The following is a 15,540-nucleotide window of genomic DNA, read 5'->3' as shown; positions in this document are numbered from 1 at the left end:
TTTTTAATTAAAAAGGAAAATAATGAAAATATATATTTTACTAATCTTATGCGTATTATTTTGGTCTGGTAATTTTATAGTGGCTCGGTATATTCATAATGACATATCTCCAATCGAACTGGCGTTTTATAGATGGGGAGGAGTATTTTTTGTCTTAATCCCACTTTTTTTATTGCATCTAAAAAATATTTTTAATACATTAAAAAACCACTTTTCTATAATGTTTGTATTAGGAGCGTTAGGCATAGCAGGATTTAATACTTTTTTATACATTGGACTCCAATATACTACAGCTACAAATGCTTTAATTATAAATTCTTTTATACCTATATTAATTTTGATTTTATCATTTCTAATATTAAAACAAAAAATTCATAAAAAACAGTTTTTTGGAATTATACTCTCAACATTTGGTGTTTTATATTTAGTACTAAAAGGAAAAATTCAAAATATTTTTTATTTAAATTTTAATAAAGGAGATCTATTCGTCTTATTAGCAGCTCTGGACTGGGCACTTTACTCAGTTTTATTAAAGTTTAAGCCAAAAGAGGTAAATCCCAATGATTTTTTTATAATAACAGTATTTATAGGTGTTTTAGTTTTACTTCCTTTTTATGCATATACATTTGATCTAAATCACGAAATTACAGTTATTAAAAACAATTTTTTAGCAATACTTTATGTAATATTTTTCCCTTCAATTTTATCATATCTCTTTTGGAATAGAGGTATCGCAGAAATTGGTGCTACAAAAACCGGACAGTTTATTCATCTAATGCCTGTATTTGGTATTTTGCTGGCTGTTATTTTTTTAAAAGAACATTTAAAAATTTACCATTTTATTGGAATTTTTCTAATTGGTGCAGGGATATATATTTCACTGTCAAAGAAATAAAAAGCTTTTTTAACTCTTTATACCTACTCTAAATTGATATTATGAATTCTTTTAACATTTTGTTATCATTTTGTTATACCAATTCTAATATAGTCATAGTTTTTAAATAGAAGTATATGCTTTAATTGGTTGTATTTGATTAACTAAATTTTATTATACTGAAGTGTCTAAATATCTTGGAATTGGTATGATATTTACCTTTTGTAAGATTATACCAATTGACAATGGACAATGGAAAATGATGAAAAGTATTGAAACAGTGGGGATTTTAAATATTTTTAAAGTAACTAATTAAGAATTGGTATTATTTAATTGTGATAGTAATACAAAGTGTTAAAATATAAAGAATAATTAATATACAAAATAGAAATTAATAAAAATAATATAAAGCCCTAAAAATTTAGGGCTAATTTTACTATAAAGTATCCTCCAAATATTAACCAAATGAATAAAATAAACGCTAGATAAACCGGTTTCATTCCAACATTTTTAAATTTCTCAAGAGTTGTCTCCATACCAAGAGCTGTCATTGCCATTGTAAGTAAAAATGTATCAAAAGAATTTATCATACCTACTACATTTGCTGGCAATAAATTTAAAGAGTTAAATCCTGCTACTAATATGAAAAATACTGCAAACCAAGGTATTGTAACAGTTTTTTTAGCACTAGTCCCTTTGCTTGATAACCAAATACCAAGTATAATCAAAAACGGTGCAATCATCATAACTCTTATCATTTTTACAATAACAGCAGTTTGTGCAACTTCAGGGCTTATAGCACTTCCAGCACCTACAACATGAGCCACTTCGTGAACAGTACCACCAATATAAATTCCCATAGCTTCTGGTGAAAGAGGTATTAATCCTGCTTTATAAGCTAACGGATACAAAAACATTGCAATTGTTCCAAAAATTACAACCGTTGCAACTGCCACCGCACTTTTATATGGTTTTGCATTTATTACAGGTTCTGTTGCTAAAACTGCTGCCGCACCACAGATTGAACTTCCTGCACTTGTTAAGATTGTTGTGTCTCTATCAAGTTTTAAAACTTTAGTACCTATTAAATATCCTATAATAAATGTCCCAAAAACAATAGCAATTGATACAATAAGTCCTGAAATACCTACTGCAAAAATATTTTGAAAAGTAATCCTAAATCCATAAAGAACAATCGCAAACCTTAAAATATTTTTTGTAGAAAATATAATACCAGGTACCCACTCTTTTGGGAGCTTATGTCTTAATGTATTTGCATAAAAAACACCTATTACAATACCAATAATTAATGGACTAAGTCCTAAATGTTTAATCCCTGGCAAACTTGCAATCTGCATTGCCGCAAGTGCAAACAATGCAACAAACAAAATACCATTTAAGGTATTTACCCTATTTTCCTTTGAGAACATTGTCTCTCCTTTTTTTGGTGGAATTATAGTGATTTAAATAAATTAAGCAAAATTAATTTTTTTTCACAAAATATTAAATAAAACTTATAAGTTTATTAGCTTGATAATATTTTCAATAAAAATCCCTATACCCATAATAATAGTAAAAATAGCAAAAATAAAACGCAATCTATCTTGATTGATTTTTTTAGCAAAATATGCACCAATAAATCCCCCTAAAGCACCTCCTACTGCAAAAATTGCACTTATACTATAATCAATTTCTCTGCCTTGAATTACATAACTTAATAATCCAAAAACTCCAAACAAAAATATAATAAACAATGAAGTTGCAATAGCTTCTTTTATTTTTAAATTAGCTCCCATATATAATGCTGGTACAAGTAAAAATCCCCCTCCCACACCAAAAAAACCACTGGCAAAACCAGTTACAAAACCAAGAATTAATATCTTTTTATAATCAATTCCTGTTGTTTTTTTATTTATCTTTTGATTTTTTGGTTTGGTCATTTTAAAACCTATAAAAATCATTAATATCGCAAAACTAATTAAAAGCTCAGGTCCTTTTAGAACTTTATTTGCTAATGAACCAAGATATATACTAATAATTCCTGGTGTTGCCATTAAAAATGCTATTTTAAACTTTACAAGAGACTCTTTAATATAAGAAAAAGAAGCAATAAGAGAAATTACACCTACAGCTATAAGCGAAGTAATAATAGCTAAATGAATATCTTCCCCTACTAAATATACAAGTAAAGGAACAGCAATTATAGACCCTCCTCCACCCGTCAAGCCTAAAGCAACTCCTGAAAGTAAACCACCTATTAATGCTAAAATAATCTCGGACATAAAAATTCCCTGATTTTATGCCACCACAAAATAAGTATAACCAGCTTTTCTATAAGCATTAATAGCTTGTAGTCCACCTTCATTTGCAATTGATGTCCCTTTTGGTAAGTCTTTACTATCTAATCCAAGTAAATGCATACTGTTTATACAAAAATTAAAATTTACTCCCTTAGCCGCAAATTCTTCAATTTTTTCTTTTAAATGTCCGGGTGCAAATGCAGGTAACAATGCTCCACCAACAACTACAACTTTAATATCAACATCTTCTATATTTGCATGTAACATATTGAATAAATGCGTATAATGACTTGGTTCTAATAATTGCATTACCCATTTTTCTTGTTTCATAATATTATCCTTTTTTATGCATATCATTTATTTTTGTTTAAACTTTTTACACTCCTCTTCTTCTTTTGGCAATCCAGTTTCAGGAGATAAACAAGGAGCATGGAATAAATATCCACTCCACATCCCTTTTAAAGTTTTTATAAATACTATTATCCAAAATACAATTAATTGTATGCTTAATAGTATCCCAAAATATTCAAATATGGTTATTCCTGTTTCTTTCCAAAGTTGAAAAGTTGCCGCTGTAAAAACTCCTACCGGGAAAGTGAATCCCCACCATCCCATATTAAAAGGCAGTCCTTCTTTGAAAAACTTTAATGTTATAAACCAAGCCATAAAATACCACCATAATCCATACCCCCAAATTAACAACCCCATAGTTAATCCAAAATCATATAAAAATGAAGATACTCCTTCTAATCCTGTACCAGCTAATATACTCTTAGCGCTACTTCCAAGCAAAAGCAATCCAAGTGCACCTGTTCCTAGTGGTCCTAACGTCAGCCAACTAGTAACAGCCATTGCTTTATCAGGAAGTTTATGAGTTGCAAGCCTTAAAAATAAAATTACTAATATTGAAAACGCTAATGGAACAGAAAACGTCCATAAAATATAACTTAATATAAGCATAGTCTCACCAATAGAGTTTGGAAAATATGGAGCTAACATGCCACCTGCAGATGCTGTAACTTCAGAAGCCACAATTGGCAAAAGCCATACAGCTGTCATATTTTCTAATATATGTCCTTTTTGAACAGTAAACATCAAATAAGGAAGCAACCACCCTACACTCACTGCTAAAATAACATCAATCCACCATAAATATAATGCTATATCCAAAGCTTTATCACCTATTATTGATGGGCCAAAAATAGCAAACCCTTCTAATATAGGGACTAATGCCATAGGAATAGCCCCTAAAAACATAGATTGAACAGGGTGTACTAATAAAAGCTTAATTGTTTCTGGATAAAAAATCGCTCTGGCTATAAAAAGTAAAGAAAATAATAAAAAGAAAAATATATCAATAATCCAAAATATCATACCAAACTGCATTTGACCATAAAATATATTTGCATTAATATTATGTAGAGTTAAGAAAGCAATACCAGTACCCATATTAAGAGTAAACCAGTTTGGTGTAAAATTTCGGATTACTTCAGAAAAACTTTTAGCTCTTAAAAGCTTAAAACTCATATTTCACTCCAACTATAATTTATGTTTATTATAACACTTAAATAATTGATTAAAAAAATTAACTTTTTTTGATAAAATATTAAGTAAAACTTAAAAGGCAATATAATGACTCTAAAAGAGCTTGAAATATTTTTAGAACTATCCACTACTCAAAATGTTTTACAAACTGCAAAAAAACTATCAATTACTCAATCAGCCGTATCACAAGCTATAAAATCTTTGGAAAACAAACTAGGAGAGCCCTTATTTGATAGAATTGGCAAAAAACTTATTTTAAATGAAAGAGGTAGAAAATTTAAAGAAATGACAGTAATGCCTTTTAATCAACTTATAAATGCAAAATATCAATTCTTAAAAGAAAAAGTTTCAGGAACTATTAACATTTCTACAAGCAAAACACTTGGGACATATATTTTGCCACAGATTATTTTTGATTATTTATCAAAAAACAAAAATGTTTCCATAAAAAAAGAGATTCAAAATTCAAAAAAAATTATTGAAAATATCAAAAATGGAAAAATAGACTTAGGTTTTATTGAAAATGAAATTGATGATAAAGATATTATAAAAATAAAAATAAAAGAAGACGAACTCATTGTAGTATCATCACAAAAACACAAAGATGTTTTTATAGATGAATTAAAAAACAAAAGATGGATTTTAAGAGAAGAAGGTTCAGGTACTAGAGAAATATTTCTAAGTCATATAAGAGGAATTTTTGATCTTGAAATCTTTATGGAATATAATGAATTTGAAGAAGCTAAAACAATTCTTATAAATAACCCAGATGCCATAACCTGTGTATCCAAAGAAGTAGTAAAAAAAGAATTAAGTGAAAAAAAACTTTTTGAAATTAAAATAAAAAATTTGACTTTTAAAAGAAATATGTATTTAATTTATCACAAAAATAAAATAAAAACTGAACTTTTTGAAGATTTTACAAGCTTTATATTAAATAATTTAAAAAATTGATATTGAAACTAATGCTCTGAAAATAACCGCAAATTTTATATAAAAAGCAATAAAAGCTTATATGTTATAATAAATATAAATTAATTTTAAAGGAAATTAATGAATTATTTAATACCTGAATGGGAAAAGCAAAGCTTCGTTCAACTTATTTTTCCTCATAAAAATACCGATTGGGCTTGCTGTTTGAATGAAGCTATTAATACATTTACAGAAATTGCTTATGCAATAGCTCAACATCAAAAAGTGCTTATTGGCTATGAAGATAAAAATACAATCACTCACCTAAAACACAAAAATTTTATTTTTAGAAAAGTTAAAAATAATGACACTTGGGCAAGAGATTTTGGCGCAATAAGCGTAAAAATTAATAACGATGTAAAACTACTTGATTTTAAATTTAACGGATGGGGACTAAAATTTCCAAGCAACTACGATAATACCATTTCAAGAAAACTTTTTAATATCCATAAAAGTTACAATTTTGTGCTTGAGGGTGGAAGCATAGATACTAATGGAGAAGTTTTACTTACAACTTCAAAGTGTCTTCTTGAAGAAAACCGAAACTACCCAATGACAAAAGAAGAAATAGAAGAGTTTTTAAAAAAAGAATTATTTATAAAGAAAGTAATTTGGCTAAACCATGGTTTTTTAGAGGGTGATGATACAGACTCTCATATCGATACACTTGCAAGGTTTATAAATAAAGATACGATTGTATATTGTAAATGCGAAGATAAAAATGATATACATTACACTGAACTTAAAAAAATGGAAGAAGAACTAAAAAAAACATCTTTTAATCTAGTTCCAATTCCTCTCCCAAGTCCAAAATATTGGGACAATCATCGTTTACCAGCGACTTATGCAAACTTTTTAATTATAAATAATGCTGTATTACTTCCAATTTATGAAGATGAAAAAGACAAATATGTTTATGATTTATTTACTGAAATTTTTAAAGACCGCGAAATCATACCAATAAATGCAAACACTTTAATAAAACAACACGGAAGCATTCACTGTATAACAAAGGAGTATTTTGATGAAAATTTTATTAGCGCCGAGTGAGAGGAAAACTCTTAGCGGAAATAAAGAATTTGAAATAAAATCTTTTCCTGAGCTAGAACCTATCAGAGAAGAAGCTATTAAAAGATATGATAACTTTTTACAAACTACAAACGATATTAAAAACTTTGGAGACGTCAAAACAAAAATAATTAAGCGACCTGCAAAAGAAGTTATTTTTAGATATACAGGAGTTGCTTTTGAATATTTAGATTATGAAAGTTTACCAGAAGCGGCAAAAGAGTTTCTAAATGAAAATTTAATAATCTTTTCTAACCTTTTTGGAATTTTAAAACCACTAGACCTAATCCCACACTACACACTAAAACAAGGAAGTAAACCTGGGTTTGATATTTATAAATTTTATAAACCTCACATTACTGAGATTTTAGATAGTTTAGATGAAGAATTTATAGATTTAAGAGCAAAATTTTATGAAAAAATATATAAACCTAAAAATGCAATTACATTTAAATTTATAAAAAATAATAAAGTTGTAAGCCACTTCGCAAAAGCTTATCGTGGGACTTTAGCCCGTTATATTGCTTTAAATATGCCAAAATCTGTTGACGAAGTTTTAAAAATAGAATTCCCTGGAATTGAAATTAAAGAGATAATTGAAAAAAAAGATATTAAAGAAATTATTTGCCAAATTATATAATTCTATTATAATTATTTAAAAATTTTATTTGTAAAAGAGTAAAAATGAAAAACGAAAAAATATACATTTTAGCAGTAGACGACGATCAATTTAATTTAGATTTAATAGAATTTGCTTTTTCCGAAATGGAAAATATTGAAATAATAAAAGCAACTAATGGAAAAGAAGCAATAGAACAATTAAACAAAAAAGAAATTGATATTATATTATTAGATTTAGCAATGCCTGAAATAAATGGATTTGATATTTTAGAAAAATTAAGAAATAATGAAAAATATAAATATCTACCAATAATTGTAGTAACAGCAAACAAAGAAGAAAAATATAGAGCTTTAAAACTCGGTGCTACCGATTTTTTAGAAAAGCCTGTAGACATTGAAGAGCTAAAAGTAAGAACAATAAACTATACTCAGATTTCAAAATACCAACAATATCAAAAAAGAATAAATGAGATATTAGAAGAAAAAGTAAAAGAAAGAACAAAAGAGCTTGAAAAAGCATATAAATTTGCAAAAAAAACTGAATACGAAATAACTTTAAGGCTTGGTAGAGCATCTGAATTTAGAGACATAGAAACAGGTATGCATATTAAAAGAATGAGTCATTATTCTGCAAAATTAGCTGAACTATATGAATTAGATAAAAAAGAAGTAGAATTAATTCTTTATGCATCACCTTTGCATGATATAGGAAAAGTAGGTATACCTGATAATATTTTATTAAAACCTGGAAAACTTACAAAAGAAGAATTTGAAATAATGAAACAACACACAATTATTGGAGGAAAAATTTTAGAAGGTACAGAAAAATACCCTACACTAAATGCTGGAAAAATTATTGCTTTACAACATCATGAAAGAATAGATGGCAAAGGTTACCCATATGGGCTAAAAGGTAATGAAATTCATTTATATGCAAGAATTGTCTCAATTGCAGATGTTTTTGATGCATTAACCTCAAAAAGAATTTATAAACCTGCATTTAGTTTAGATAAAGCATTATCAATTATGGAAGAAGGTAAAGGAACACAATTTGATAGTGATTTATTAAATACTTTTATAAATAATATTAATGAATTTATAAAAATAAAAGAAAAATTTCCTGATACTGATGATATGCCTCAAATAATAAAATTTTCAAAAGAAGGCAAAATATGAAAAAAATTTTAATTGTAGAAGATGACGAACTAAATCGAATAGTAATTAAAGAAATGATAAATATTCTTTTTCCAAAAATTAAAATAGACATCGCTTCAAATGGAAAAGAAGCATTAGAACAGTTAGAAAAAAACTCATATAATTTAATTATTTCTGATATAAATATGCCTATAATAAATGGTATTGAATTATTAAAAAAACTGAAACAAAAAATAAACATTCCTGTCATAGCAATAACTGCTTATGCTATTGTGGGAGATAAAGAAAAGTTATTAATGCAAGGTTTTGATGATTATATTTCTAAACCTGTAGATATGAATCAATTATCAAAAATACTAGAAAAATATATTAAGGAAGAACAATGATTTCTTTAAATGTATATAAAACATTATCTAAAATTAAAGTTAAAAAAGGAGAAAAATATATATTATTTTTAACAGAAGAATTTTTAAATGACTTACCTAAAATACAAGAAAAATTTATAAATACTGATTTTAAAGGAGCAATAATTCCATACTTTATTTTAAATAACAAATTAATAAATAAAGGAATTGCTGTCTTAAAATTTAATAAAAAAGAAAGCTATTCTTTAATAGTTTCAATGAAAGAATTTAAAGAAAAAGAGTACTTATTAAAAAATAAAAGAAAAAGTTTTTTTATTTTTGTTGATGGATTATCAGAATATTTTGAACATTTTATAGATAGTTTAAATGAATTTATTGATGAAAACACATATATACTTGGAGGAGGAGTTGGATATAAAAATCTTTTATCAAAACCAACAATTTTTGATAAAAATGGAATATACAAAGACCACGCATTAATTATAGGAACAAATTTTAAAATTTCTATTGGTATTTCTCATGGATGGAAACCAATTTATGGACCATTAGTAGTTACAAAAGCAAAAAATAATATTATTTATGAATTAAACAATGAAAAAGCATTTGACGTATATCAAAAAATAATATATGACATTGAAAATGTTGAAATCAAACCAGATGATTTTTATTCTATTGCTATGAAATATCCTTTTGGAATTTCTAATTTTTTTAATGAAGAATATATTATTAGAGACCCCATTCAAGTAAAATCTGATAAATCCTTACAAATTGTAAGTTCTGTAAAAGAAATGGATACTCTTTATATTATGAAAGGTGAAAAAGAAAATTTAATAAATTCTACCTGTGATATGTCAAAAAAACTTTTTACAACATTCCCTACTAATGAATCTCTTATAATAGACTGTATATCAAGAGTTTTGTTTTTACAAGATGCTTTTGAAAAAGAAATAGAAGCAGTTTATAATTGTTCTGAAAATAACAATTTAAAATTATTTGGATTTACATCAATCGGAGAAATTACAAATTATGGTCAAGATAAAATTACAATCTTTAATAAAACAACTCTTTTAGGAAACTTCAATGAATAAATTAACAATTAAAGAAATAAAAAAAATTTTTTTATTTACAGAAAAAGATTTAAAAGAAAGAAAAGAGGTTTCTTCATATATCCAATCATTAAGTACTTCCATTGCTGAAGATTTCTATAAAGAATACATTATTATAAATCCTTTATTCTCTGGTTTTTTTGAAAACAGAGATATTGACAGGTTCGTCCATCAGTTCACAGTGTATTTTAATAAAATATTTTCTATGCCTCTTGATGAATCTTTTATTACATTAAATGAACATATAGCTCAATCTCATATAGATATAAATTTAGATTTTAAATATTTAAATTATGGCTTTAACATAATTATGGAAATAATTGCAAAATATTCTTTAGTAAATGAACATATTAGAAATCATATTCACATAATATTTAAAACTATAAGGATATGTATATATATAATACAACATCATTATGAAAATTATTTTCAACAAATCAAAAACAATTCGCAAAACAATGAAAGCTTTGAATTACTAAATAAACTTTATGAAGTTACTATTATTCAAAAAAATTTTCAACTTAAATTAGAAAATTTTATAAAAAGCAATTTTTCAAATAAAAAAGAAATAGAAAGTTTAATAAAAAACTATAAGATTCCTTTAATATTAGAAGAATTAAAAAAACTAAATATTGAAGATTACGGAATTAACACACAAAAAGCTATTGAATATTATAATGAATTTATAAAACTAGTAAAAAAATTAATCCAAACAGAAAAAAATGATAAAGAAAAAATTACCGAGATTTATAGAAAAATTAATAGTGTTTCAAAAAAAATTTATAACATATTAAATAAACCTTTAGAACAAGTTTCAACAACATCTTTTTTAGCTATAAATTCAGCCATTAAATTTTTACAAGAAAATATTGAAATAATTAATAAAATAAGACAAACTAATAAAAAAATAACTATAGATTTTGTAATAAAAAACTTAAAAGAAACTTTATTTAAAACAGTTAATTGGGCTATTGAAGACATAAAAATTTCTAAAAACAATATAAACTTATCACTTTATGATATAACTTTTCCTATTTTATTTGGAAAAAATAAAAAATATTTAGGAATAAAATTAAAAAATATACCAAATAAAATTTTCTTAAAAGAAATTATAAAATTAATACTAGATACGTCTATTACTCAATATAGAATGATTGATAATCAACAGGAAATAATAGAATTAGCAGAAAAAGCAGAAAGAGCAAATAGAGCAAAAGATATTTTCTTAGCAAACATGTCTCATGAACTCAGAACACCGTTAAATGCTATTATCGGTTTTTCTCAAATACTTTCTACTAAATCTGATACCCCAGAACATATAAAACCATATATTGAAAAAATTTTTATTGCAGGTAAAAATTTATTACAATTAGTTAATACTATTTTAGATTTTGCAAAACTTGAAGCAGGTAAATTTAAATTCAATCCTGAAACTACAAATATATCAGATATAATTAATGAAGTTGTTACAATAATTGAACCATTAGCAAATAAAAAATCTATTAAATTTATTTATCCTAAAAATATATCTTTAGCTTTATACATTGATCGCCAATTAATAATTCAAGCACTAAATAACTTATTATCAAATGCAATAAAATTTACTCCTGAAAATGGTGAAGTCAGATTAAACATCAAATATATTAAAGAAAAAAAAGAGTATCTTTTTAGTGTTTGTGATACAGGAATAGGTATGTCAAAGGAAGATCAAGCAAAAATTTTTGATCCTTTTGTACAAGTAGAAAACCCTTTTCAAAAAAGTACTAAAGGAACAGGTCTTGGATTAACTATAACAAAAAAAATTATTGAACTACACAAAGGAAAAATTTGGGTAGAAAGTGAAAAAGAAAAAAAAACATGCTTTTATTTTACAATTCCTGTTATTGAAACACAAAATTATATAGAACAACATCCGTCAAGTAATAAAAATGCCCAAAATATATTAATAGTTGAAGATAATAAAAATTATCAAAAAATATTACTAGATTGTTTAAAAGACTATAATATAACTTTAACAAATTCTATAAATTTAGCAAAAAAAACATTAAAAAATAATAAATATTATTATATTATTATTGATTTCTTTTTAACTGATGGTATTGGAACAGAAATTTTAAAATACATGGAAAAAGAAAATATTTTTACACCTACTATTATTGTATCAGCTGAAGATGATAAAGAAATTATTCAAAATATAGAGGAATATAAAAATATAAAAACAATTTTTAATAAAAAAAAGACAAAAGATATTTGTGATTTTTTTAAATTTATTAATTAAAAGATTATCTACAAAACTTCATAGCTTCTAAATTTTTTTAGAAAAATACCCCTCTTCCTTTAATACAGACATATCACTTTTTATTATTAAAAATAATATCTTTCATAGAATATAAAAATTATACCAATTCTAATATAGTCATAGTTTTTAAATAGAAGTATATGCTTTAATTGGTTGTATTTGATTAACTAAATTTTATTATACTGAAGTGTCTAAACATCTTGGGATTGGTATTAGAGTATTGGGAGATAGGTATATTAGTAAAATATGTAGAATTAACAATTAGAAAAAGAGAGATATATAATAGATTAGGACAGGTAATATAATAAAATTAATTTTATAATTAAAATAATAATTAAAATAGACATTAATATGAGAGAAATAAAACAAATATCCAAGAGAAGTAAAAGATAGAGCCGATATATATAGTGCCAGACTCTTTGTTATGTTATAAAAGTTATACACTGAAAAGCGTAGCAGGGACCTACTTTCCCACATCCGTAAGGATGCAGTATCATCAGCGCTGTAGGGCTTAACTTCCTGGTTCGAAATGGTTCAGGGTGTTTCCCCTACGCTTTTCCCACTACGCTTGTCACTATATAACTAAAGTTAGCTGTTAAAAGCCTTGCCCACGCACTTACAGAAGCCAATCGGGTTATTAGTACTGGTCAGCTCAACCCCTCGCAGGGCTTACACCCCCAGCCTATCAAGCAGGTAGTCTTCCTGCACCCTTCAGGGAAGGCTCATCTTGGAGTGGGCTTCCCGCTTAGATGCTTTCAGCGGTTATCCCTTCCGTGCTTGGCTACCCAGCACTGCCCTTGGCAGGACAACTGGTACACCAGTGGCACGTCCAACCCGGTCCTCTCGTACTAGGGTCAGCTCTCCTCAGCCTTCCTACGCCCACGGCAGATAGGGACCGAACTGTCTCACGACGTTCTGAACCCAGCTCGCGTACCGCTTTAAATGGCGAACAGCCATACCCTTGGGACCTGCTCCAGCCCCAGGATGCGATGAGCCGACATCGAGGTGCCAAACCTCCCCGTCGATGTGAGCTCTCGGGGGAGATCAGCCTGTTATCCCCGGGGTACCTTTTATCCTTTGAGCGATGGCCCTTCCACTCAGAACCACCGGATCACTAAGACCGACTTTCGTCTCTGCTCGAGGTGTCTCTCTCGCAGTCAGGCTGGCTTATGCCTTTACACTCTTCTGGCGATTTCCAACCGCCATGAGCCAACCTTTGTGAGCCTCCGTTACTCTTTAGGAGGCGACCGCCCCAGTCAAACTACCCACCAGGCACTGTCCCCCATGAGGATTACTCATGCGGGTTAGTAGGCAGGATATCCAAGGGTGGTATCTCAAGGGCGGCTCCACCTGAGCTGGCGCTCAGGCTTCTAAGCCTCCCACCTATCCTGCACATGGATATCCCACCTACAATGCCAAGCTGTAGTAAAGGTCCACGGGGTCTTTCCGTCTTGCCGCGGGTAGGAGGAATTTTCACCTCCACTACAATTTCACTGGATCCCTCCCTGAGACAGCCCCTCACTCGTTACGCCATTCATGCAGGTCGGTATTTAACCGACAAGGAATTTCGCTACCTTAGGACCGTTATAGTTACGGCCGCCGTTTACCGGGGCTTCGGTTCACCGCTTCGCCTTTCGGCTAACGGATCCCCTTAACCTTCCGGCACCGGGCAGGCGTCACACCCTATACTTCCTCTTACGAGTTAGCAGAGTGCTGTGTTTTTGGTAAACAGTCGGCAAGAGCGCTGCGCTGCGACTCCTTTCGGCTCCAGGAGCTAAGTCCCTTCACCTACTCGGAGCACACCTTATCCCGAAGTTACGGTGCCAGTTTGCCGAGTTCCTTAGGGAGGGTTCTTCCACGCGCCTTAGAATACTCATCCCGCCTACCTGTGTCGGTTTACGGTACGGGCTACTAACAGCTCAAACGGCTTAGAGGCTTTTCTCGGCCCGACGGTATCACCGATTCTCTCTCCCTCCCGAAGGAGTTTGAGAGCCTGTCAGGTCTCGGAGTTTTGCTAGGCGGATTTGCCTACCTAGCCTCCTACACCCTTCGAGCCACTATTCCATCAGTGACCTCGGCTAACCCTAGGCGTCCCCCCTTCGCCTCGCTGTTAGTAGGTAACGGAATATTAACCGTTTTCCCATCGACTACGCCTTTCGGCCTCGTCTTAGGTCCCGACTAACCCTACACTGACGAGCATCGTGTAGGAAACCTTAGGCTTTCGGCGAGTGGGATTCTCACCCACTTTATCGCTACTCATGCCTGCATGCTCACTTCCTGCCGCTCCAGTGCTCCTCACCGGTACACCTTCAGCGCTGACAGGAACGCTCTCCTACCACTCCCCCTCCACAGGGAGTCTACGGCTTCGGTGTAAGCCTTTAGCCCCGTTATATTTTCGGCGCCAACCCGCTCGACCAGTGAGCTGTTACGCTTTCTTTAAAGGATGGCTGCTTCTAAGCCAACCTCCTGGTTGTCTAAGCAGGTTGACCTCCTTTTCCACTTAGGCTTAACTTTGGGACCTTAGCCGGTAGTCTGGGTTGTTCCCCTCTCGACATAGGATTTTATCACCCTACGCCTCACTCCCAGGATTCCACCATAGGTATTCGGAGTTTGACAGGGTTTGGTACAGCTGTGGGCCGCCCTAGCCCTATCAGTGCTCTACCCCCTATGGCTACCTCCTGAGGCTGCACCTAAATGCATTTCGGAGAGAACCAGCTATCACTGAGTTTGATTGGCCTTTCACCCCTATCCACAGGTCATCCGAAGGCTTTTCAACGCCTACCGGTTCGGTCCTCCAGCGGGTTTTACCCCGCCTTCAACCTGCCCATGGATAGATCACTCAGCTTCGGGTCTGCAGCCACTGACTTAACGCCCTGTTCAGACTCGCTTTCGCTTCGGCTCCGGGTCTCCCCTTAACCTCGCCAGTGACCACAACTCGCAGGCTCATTATGCAAAAGGCAGTCCGTCACCCTGTCCAAAGGACATAGGGCTCCGAATGATTGTAGGCAAGCGGTTTCAGGTTCTATTTCACTCCCCTCACTGGGGTTCTTTTCACCTTTCCCTCACGGTACTTGTGCACTATCGGTCTGGCAGGAGTATTTAGCCTTGGAAGGTGGTCCTCCCATATTCACTCAGGATTTCACGTGTCCCGAGCTACTCGCAAGGCCTCTGCTTAGTCCCACCAACAAACTTTCGGGTACGGGGCTTTCACCCTCTTTGGCTTACCTTTCCAGGT

At 30.6% G+C, this 15,540-nt stretch carries 12 protein-coding genes and 2 rRNA genes (1 of these 14 running past the window's edge); 8 read left to right on the top strand and 6 right to left on the bottom strand.

Annotation, left to right across the window (positions count from 1 at the left end; genetic code table 11):
• The first annotated feature begins 22 nt into the window (after nucleotides 1-22).
• Nucleotides 23-895 (top strand): DMT family transporter, encoded by an 873-nt coding sequence (locus ACYQ1U_RS07245; protein WP_459886023.1) that lies wholly within the window; start codon nucleotides 23-25, stop codon nucleotides 893-895.
• Between the two features lie 392 nt (nucleotides 896-1,287).
• On the opposite strand, the gene ACYQ1U_RS07240 is transcribed toward ACYQ1U_RS07245, so the two are convergent.
• The 4 genes from ACYQ1U_RS07240 to ACYQ1U_RS07225 all read right to left on the bottom strand — a co-directional run bounded on the left by ACYQ1U_RS07240 (nucleotide 1,288) and on the right by ACYQ1U_RS07225 (nucleotide 4,701).
• On the bottom strand, nucleotides 1,288-2,304 hold the full coding sequence (locus ACYQ1U_RS07240; RefSeq protein WP_459886021.1) for a YeiH family protein: 1,017 nt from the start codon (nucleotides 2,302-2,304) through the stop codon (nucleotides 1,288-1,290).
• An 84-nt stretch (nucleotides 2,305-2,388) separates the two neighbouring features.
• Nucleotides 2,389-3,156, bottom strand: a complete 768-nt coding sequence (locus ACYQ1U_RS07235; protein ID WP_459886018.1) for a sulfite exporter TauE/SafE family protein — start codon at nucleotides 3,154-3,156, stop codon at nucleotides 2,389-2,391.
• 15 nt (nucleotides 3,157-3,171) lie between these two features.
• Nucleotides 3,172-3,504 carry a hypothetical protein gene (locus tag ACYQ1U_RS07230; RefSeq protein WP_459886016.1) on the bottom strand — a complete coding sequence of 111 codons (333 nt, stop codon included), beginning with the start codon at nucleotides 3,502-3,504 and terminating at the stop codon, nucleotides 3,172-3,174.
• A gap of 27 nt (nucleotides 3,505-3,531) precedes the next feature.
• Nucleotides 3,532-4,701 carry a TDT family transporter gene (locus tag ACYQ1U_RS07225; RefSeq protein ID WP_459886014.1) on the bottom strand — a complete coding sequence of 390 codons (1,170 nt, stop codon included), beginning with the start codon at nucleotides 4,699-4,701 and terminating at the stop codon, nucleotides 3,532-3,534.
• Between the two features lie 105 nt (nucleotides 4,702-4,806).
• Between ACYQ1U_RS07225 and ACYQ1U_RS07220 the strand changes: the two genes are divergently transcribed.
• The 7 genes from ACYQ1U_RS07220 to ACYQ1U_RS07190 all read left to right on the top strand — a co-directional run bounded on the left by ACYQ1U_RS07220 (nucleotide 4,807) and on the right by ACYQ1U_RS07190 (nucleotide 12,284).
• Entirely contained in the window at nucleotides 4,807-5,673 is an 867-nt protein-coding gene (locus ACYQ1U_RS07220) for a LysR substrate-binding domain-containing protein (protein WP_459886011.1), read from the top strand.
• A gap of 99 nt (nucleotides 5,674-5,772) precedes the next feature.
• Nucleotides 5,773-6,741 carry an agmatine deiminase family protein gene (locus tag ACYQ1U_RS07215; RefSeq protein WP_459886008.1) on the top strand — a complete coding sequence of 323 codons (969 nt, stop codon included), beginning with the start codon at nucleotides 5,773-5,775 and terminating at the stop codon, nucleotides 6,739-6,741.
• The gene (locus ACYQ1U_RS07210; protein ID WP_459886005.1) at nucleotides 6,716-7,399 is read left to right on the top strand and encodes a YaaA family protein; all 684 of its coding nucleotides are present in this window, start codon (nucleotides 6,716-6,718) and stop codon (nucleotides 7,397-7,399) included. The genes ACYQ1U_RS07215 and ACYQ1U_RS07210 overlap by 26 nt, the downstream gene beginning before the upstream one ends.
• A 44-nt stretch (nucleotides 7,400-7,443) precedes the next feature.
• On the top strand, nucleotides 7,444-8,556 hold the full coding sequence (locus ACYQ1U_RS07205) for an HD-GYP domain-containing protein (protein ID WP_459886003.1): 1,113 nt from the start codon (nucleotides 7,444-7,446) through the stop codon (nucleotides 8,554-8,556).
• The gene (locus ACYQ1U_RS07200; RefSeq protein ID WP_459886000.1) at nucleotides 8,553-8,921 is read left to right on the top strand and encodes a response regulator; all 369 of its coding nucleotides are present in this window, start codon (nucleotides 8,553-8,555) and stop codon (nucleotides 8,919-8,921) included. The genes ACYQ1U_RS07205 and ACYQ1U_RS07200 overlap by 4 nt, the downstream gene beginning before the upstream one ends.
• Nucleotides 8,918-9,988, top strand: coding sequence for an FIST signal transduction protein (locus ACYQ1U_RS07195; protein ID WP_459885997.1), 1,071 nt, complete (start codon nucleotides 8,918-8,920; stop codon nucleotides 9,986-9,988). The genes ACYQ1U_RS07200 and ACYQ1U_RS07195 overlap by 4 nt, the downstream gene beginning before the upstream one ends.
• Complete coding sequence (locus tag ACYQ1U_RS07190; protein ID WP_459885994.1) at nucleotides 9,981-12,284, top strand: ATP-binding protein; 2,304 nt, start codon at nucleotides 9,981-9,983, stop codon at nucleotides 12,282-12,284. The genes ACYQ1U_RS07195 and ACYQ1U_RS07190 overlap by 8 nt, the downstream gene beginning before the upstream one ends.
• A 471-nt stretch (nucleotides 12,285-12,755) precedes the next feature.
• Here the strand turns inward: ACYQ1U_RS07190 and rrf are convergent.
• Together rrf and ACYQ1U_RS07180 are read right to left on the bottom strand one after the other, a co-directional pair.
• Nucleotides 12,756-12,872: ribosomal RNA gene (gene rrf, locus ACYQ1U_RS07185) — 5S ribosomal RNA — on the bottom strand.
• Between the two features lie 49 nt (nucleotides 12,873-12,921).
• A 23S ribosomal RNA gene (locus tag ACYQ1U_RS07180) occupies nucleotides 12,922-15,540 on the bottom strand; it runs 290 nt beyond the window's last position.

Source organism: Caminibacter profundus (assembly GCF_054657155.1).
Note: the sequence above shows the minus strand (reverse complement) of the source record. Positions and strands in the feature narration are given on the sequence as shown.

Excerpts from the sequence above, each read along its gene's own strand:
- ACYQ1U_RS07245 (WP_459886023.1), top strand. The coding sequence starts at position 23 with ATGAAAATATATATTTTACTAATCTTATGCGTATTATTTTGGTCTGGT.
- ACYQ1U_RS07200 (WP_459886000.1), top strand. The coding sequence starts at position 8,553 with ATGAAAAAAATTTTAATTGTAGAAGATGACGAACTAAATCGAATAGTA.
- ACYQ1U_RS07205 (WP_459886003.1), top strand. The coding sequence starts at position 7,444 with ATGAAAAACGAAAAAATATACATTTTAGCAGTAGACGACGATCAATTT.
- ACYQ1U_RS07190 (WP_459885994.1), top strand. The coding sequence starts at position 9,981 with ATGAATAAATTAACAATTAAAGAAATAAAAAAAATTTTTTTATTTACA.
- ACYQ1U_RS07225 (WP_459886014.1), bottom strand. The coding sequence starts at position 4,701 with ATGAGTTTTAAGCTTTTAAGAGCTAAAAGTTTTTCTGAAGTAATCCGA.
- ACYQ1U_RS07210 (WP_459886005.1), top strand. The coding sequence starts at position 6,716 with ATGAAAATTTTATTAGCGCCGAGTGAGAGGAAAACTCTTAGCGGAAAT.
- ACYQ1U_RS07230 (WP_459886016.1), bottom strand. The coding sequence starts at position 3,504 with ATGAAACAAGAAAAATGGGTAATGCAATTATTAGAACCAAGTCATTAT.
- ACYQ1U_RS07240 (WP_459886021.1), bottom strand. The coding sequence starts at position 2,304 with ATGTTCTCAAAGGAAAATAGGGTAAATACCTTAAATGGTATTTTGTTT.
- ACYQ1U_RS07220 (WP_459886011.1), top strand. The coding sequence starts at position 4,807 with ATGACTCTAAAAGAGCTTGAAATATTTTTAGAACTATCCACTACTCAA.
- ACYQ1U_RS07215 (WP_459886008.1), top strand. The coding sequence starts at position 5,773 with ATGAATTATTTAATACCTGAATGGGAAAAGCAAAGCTTCGTTCAACTT.
- ACYQ1U_RS07195 (WP_459885997.1), top strand. The coding sequence starts at position 8,918 with ATGATTTCTTTAAATGTATATAAAACATTATCTAAAATTAAAGTTAAA.
- ACYQ1U_RS07235 (WP_459886018.1), bottom strand. The coding sequence starts at position 3,156 with ATGTCCGAGATTATTTTAGCATTAATAGGTGGTTTACTTTCAGGAGTT.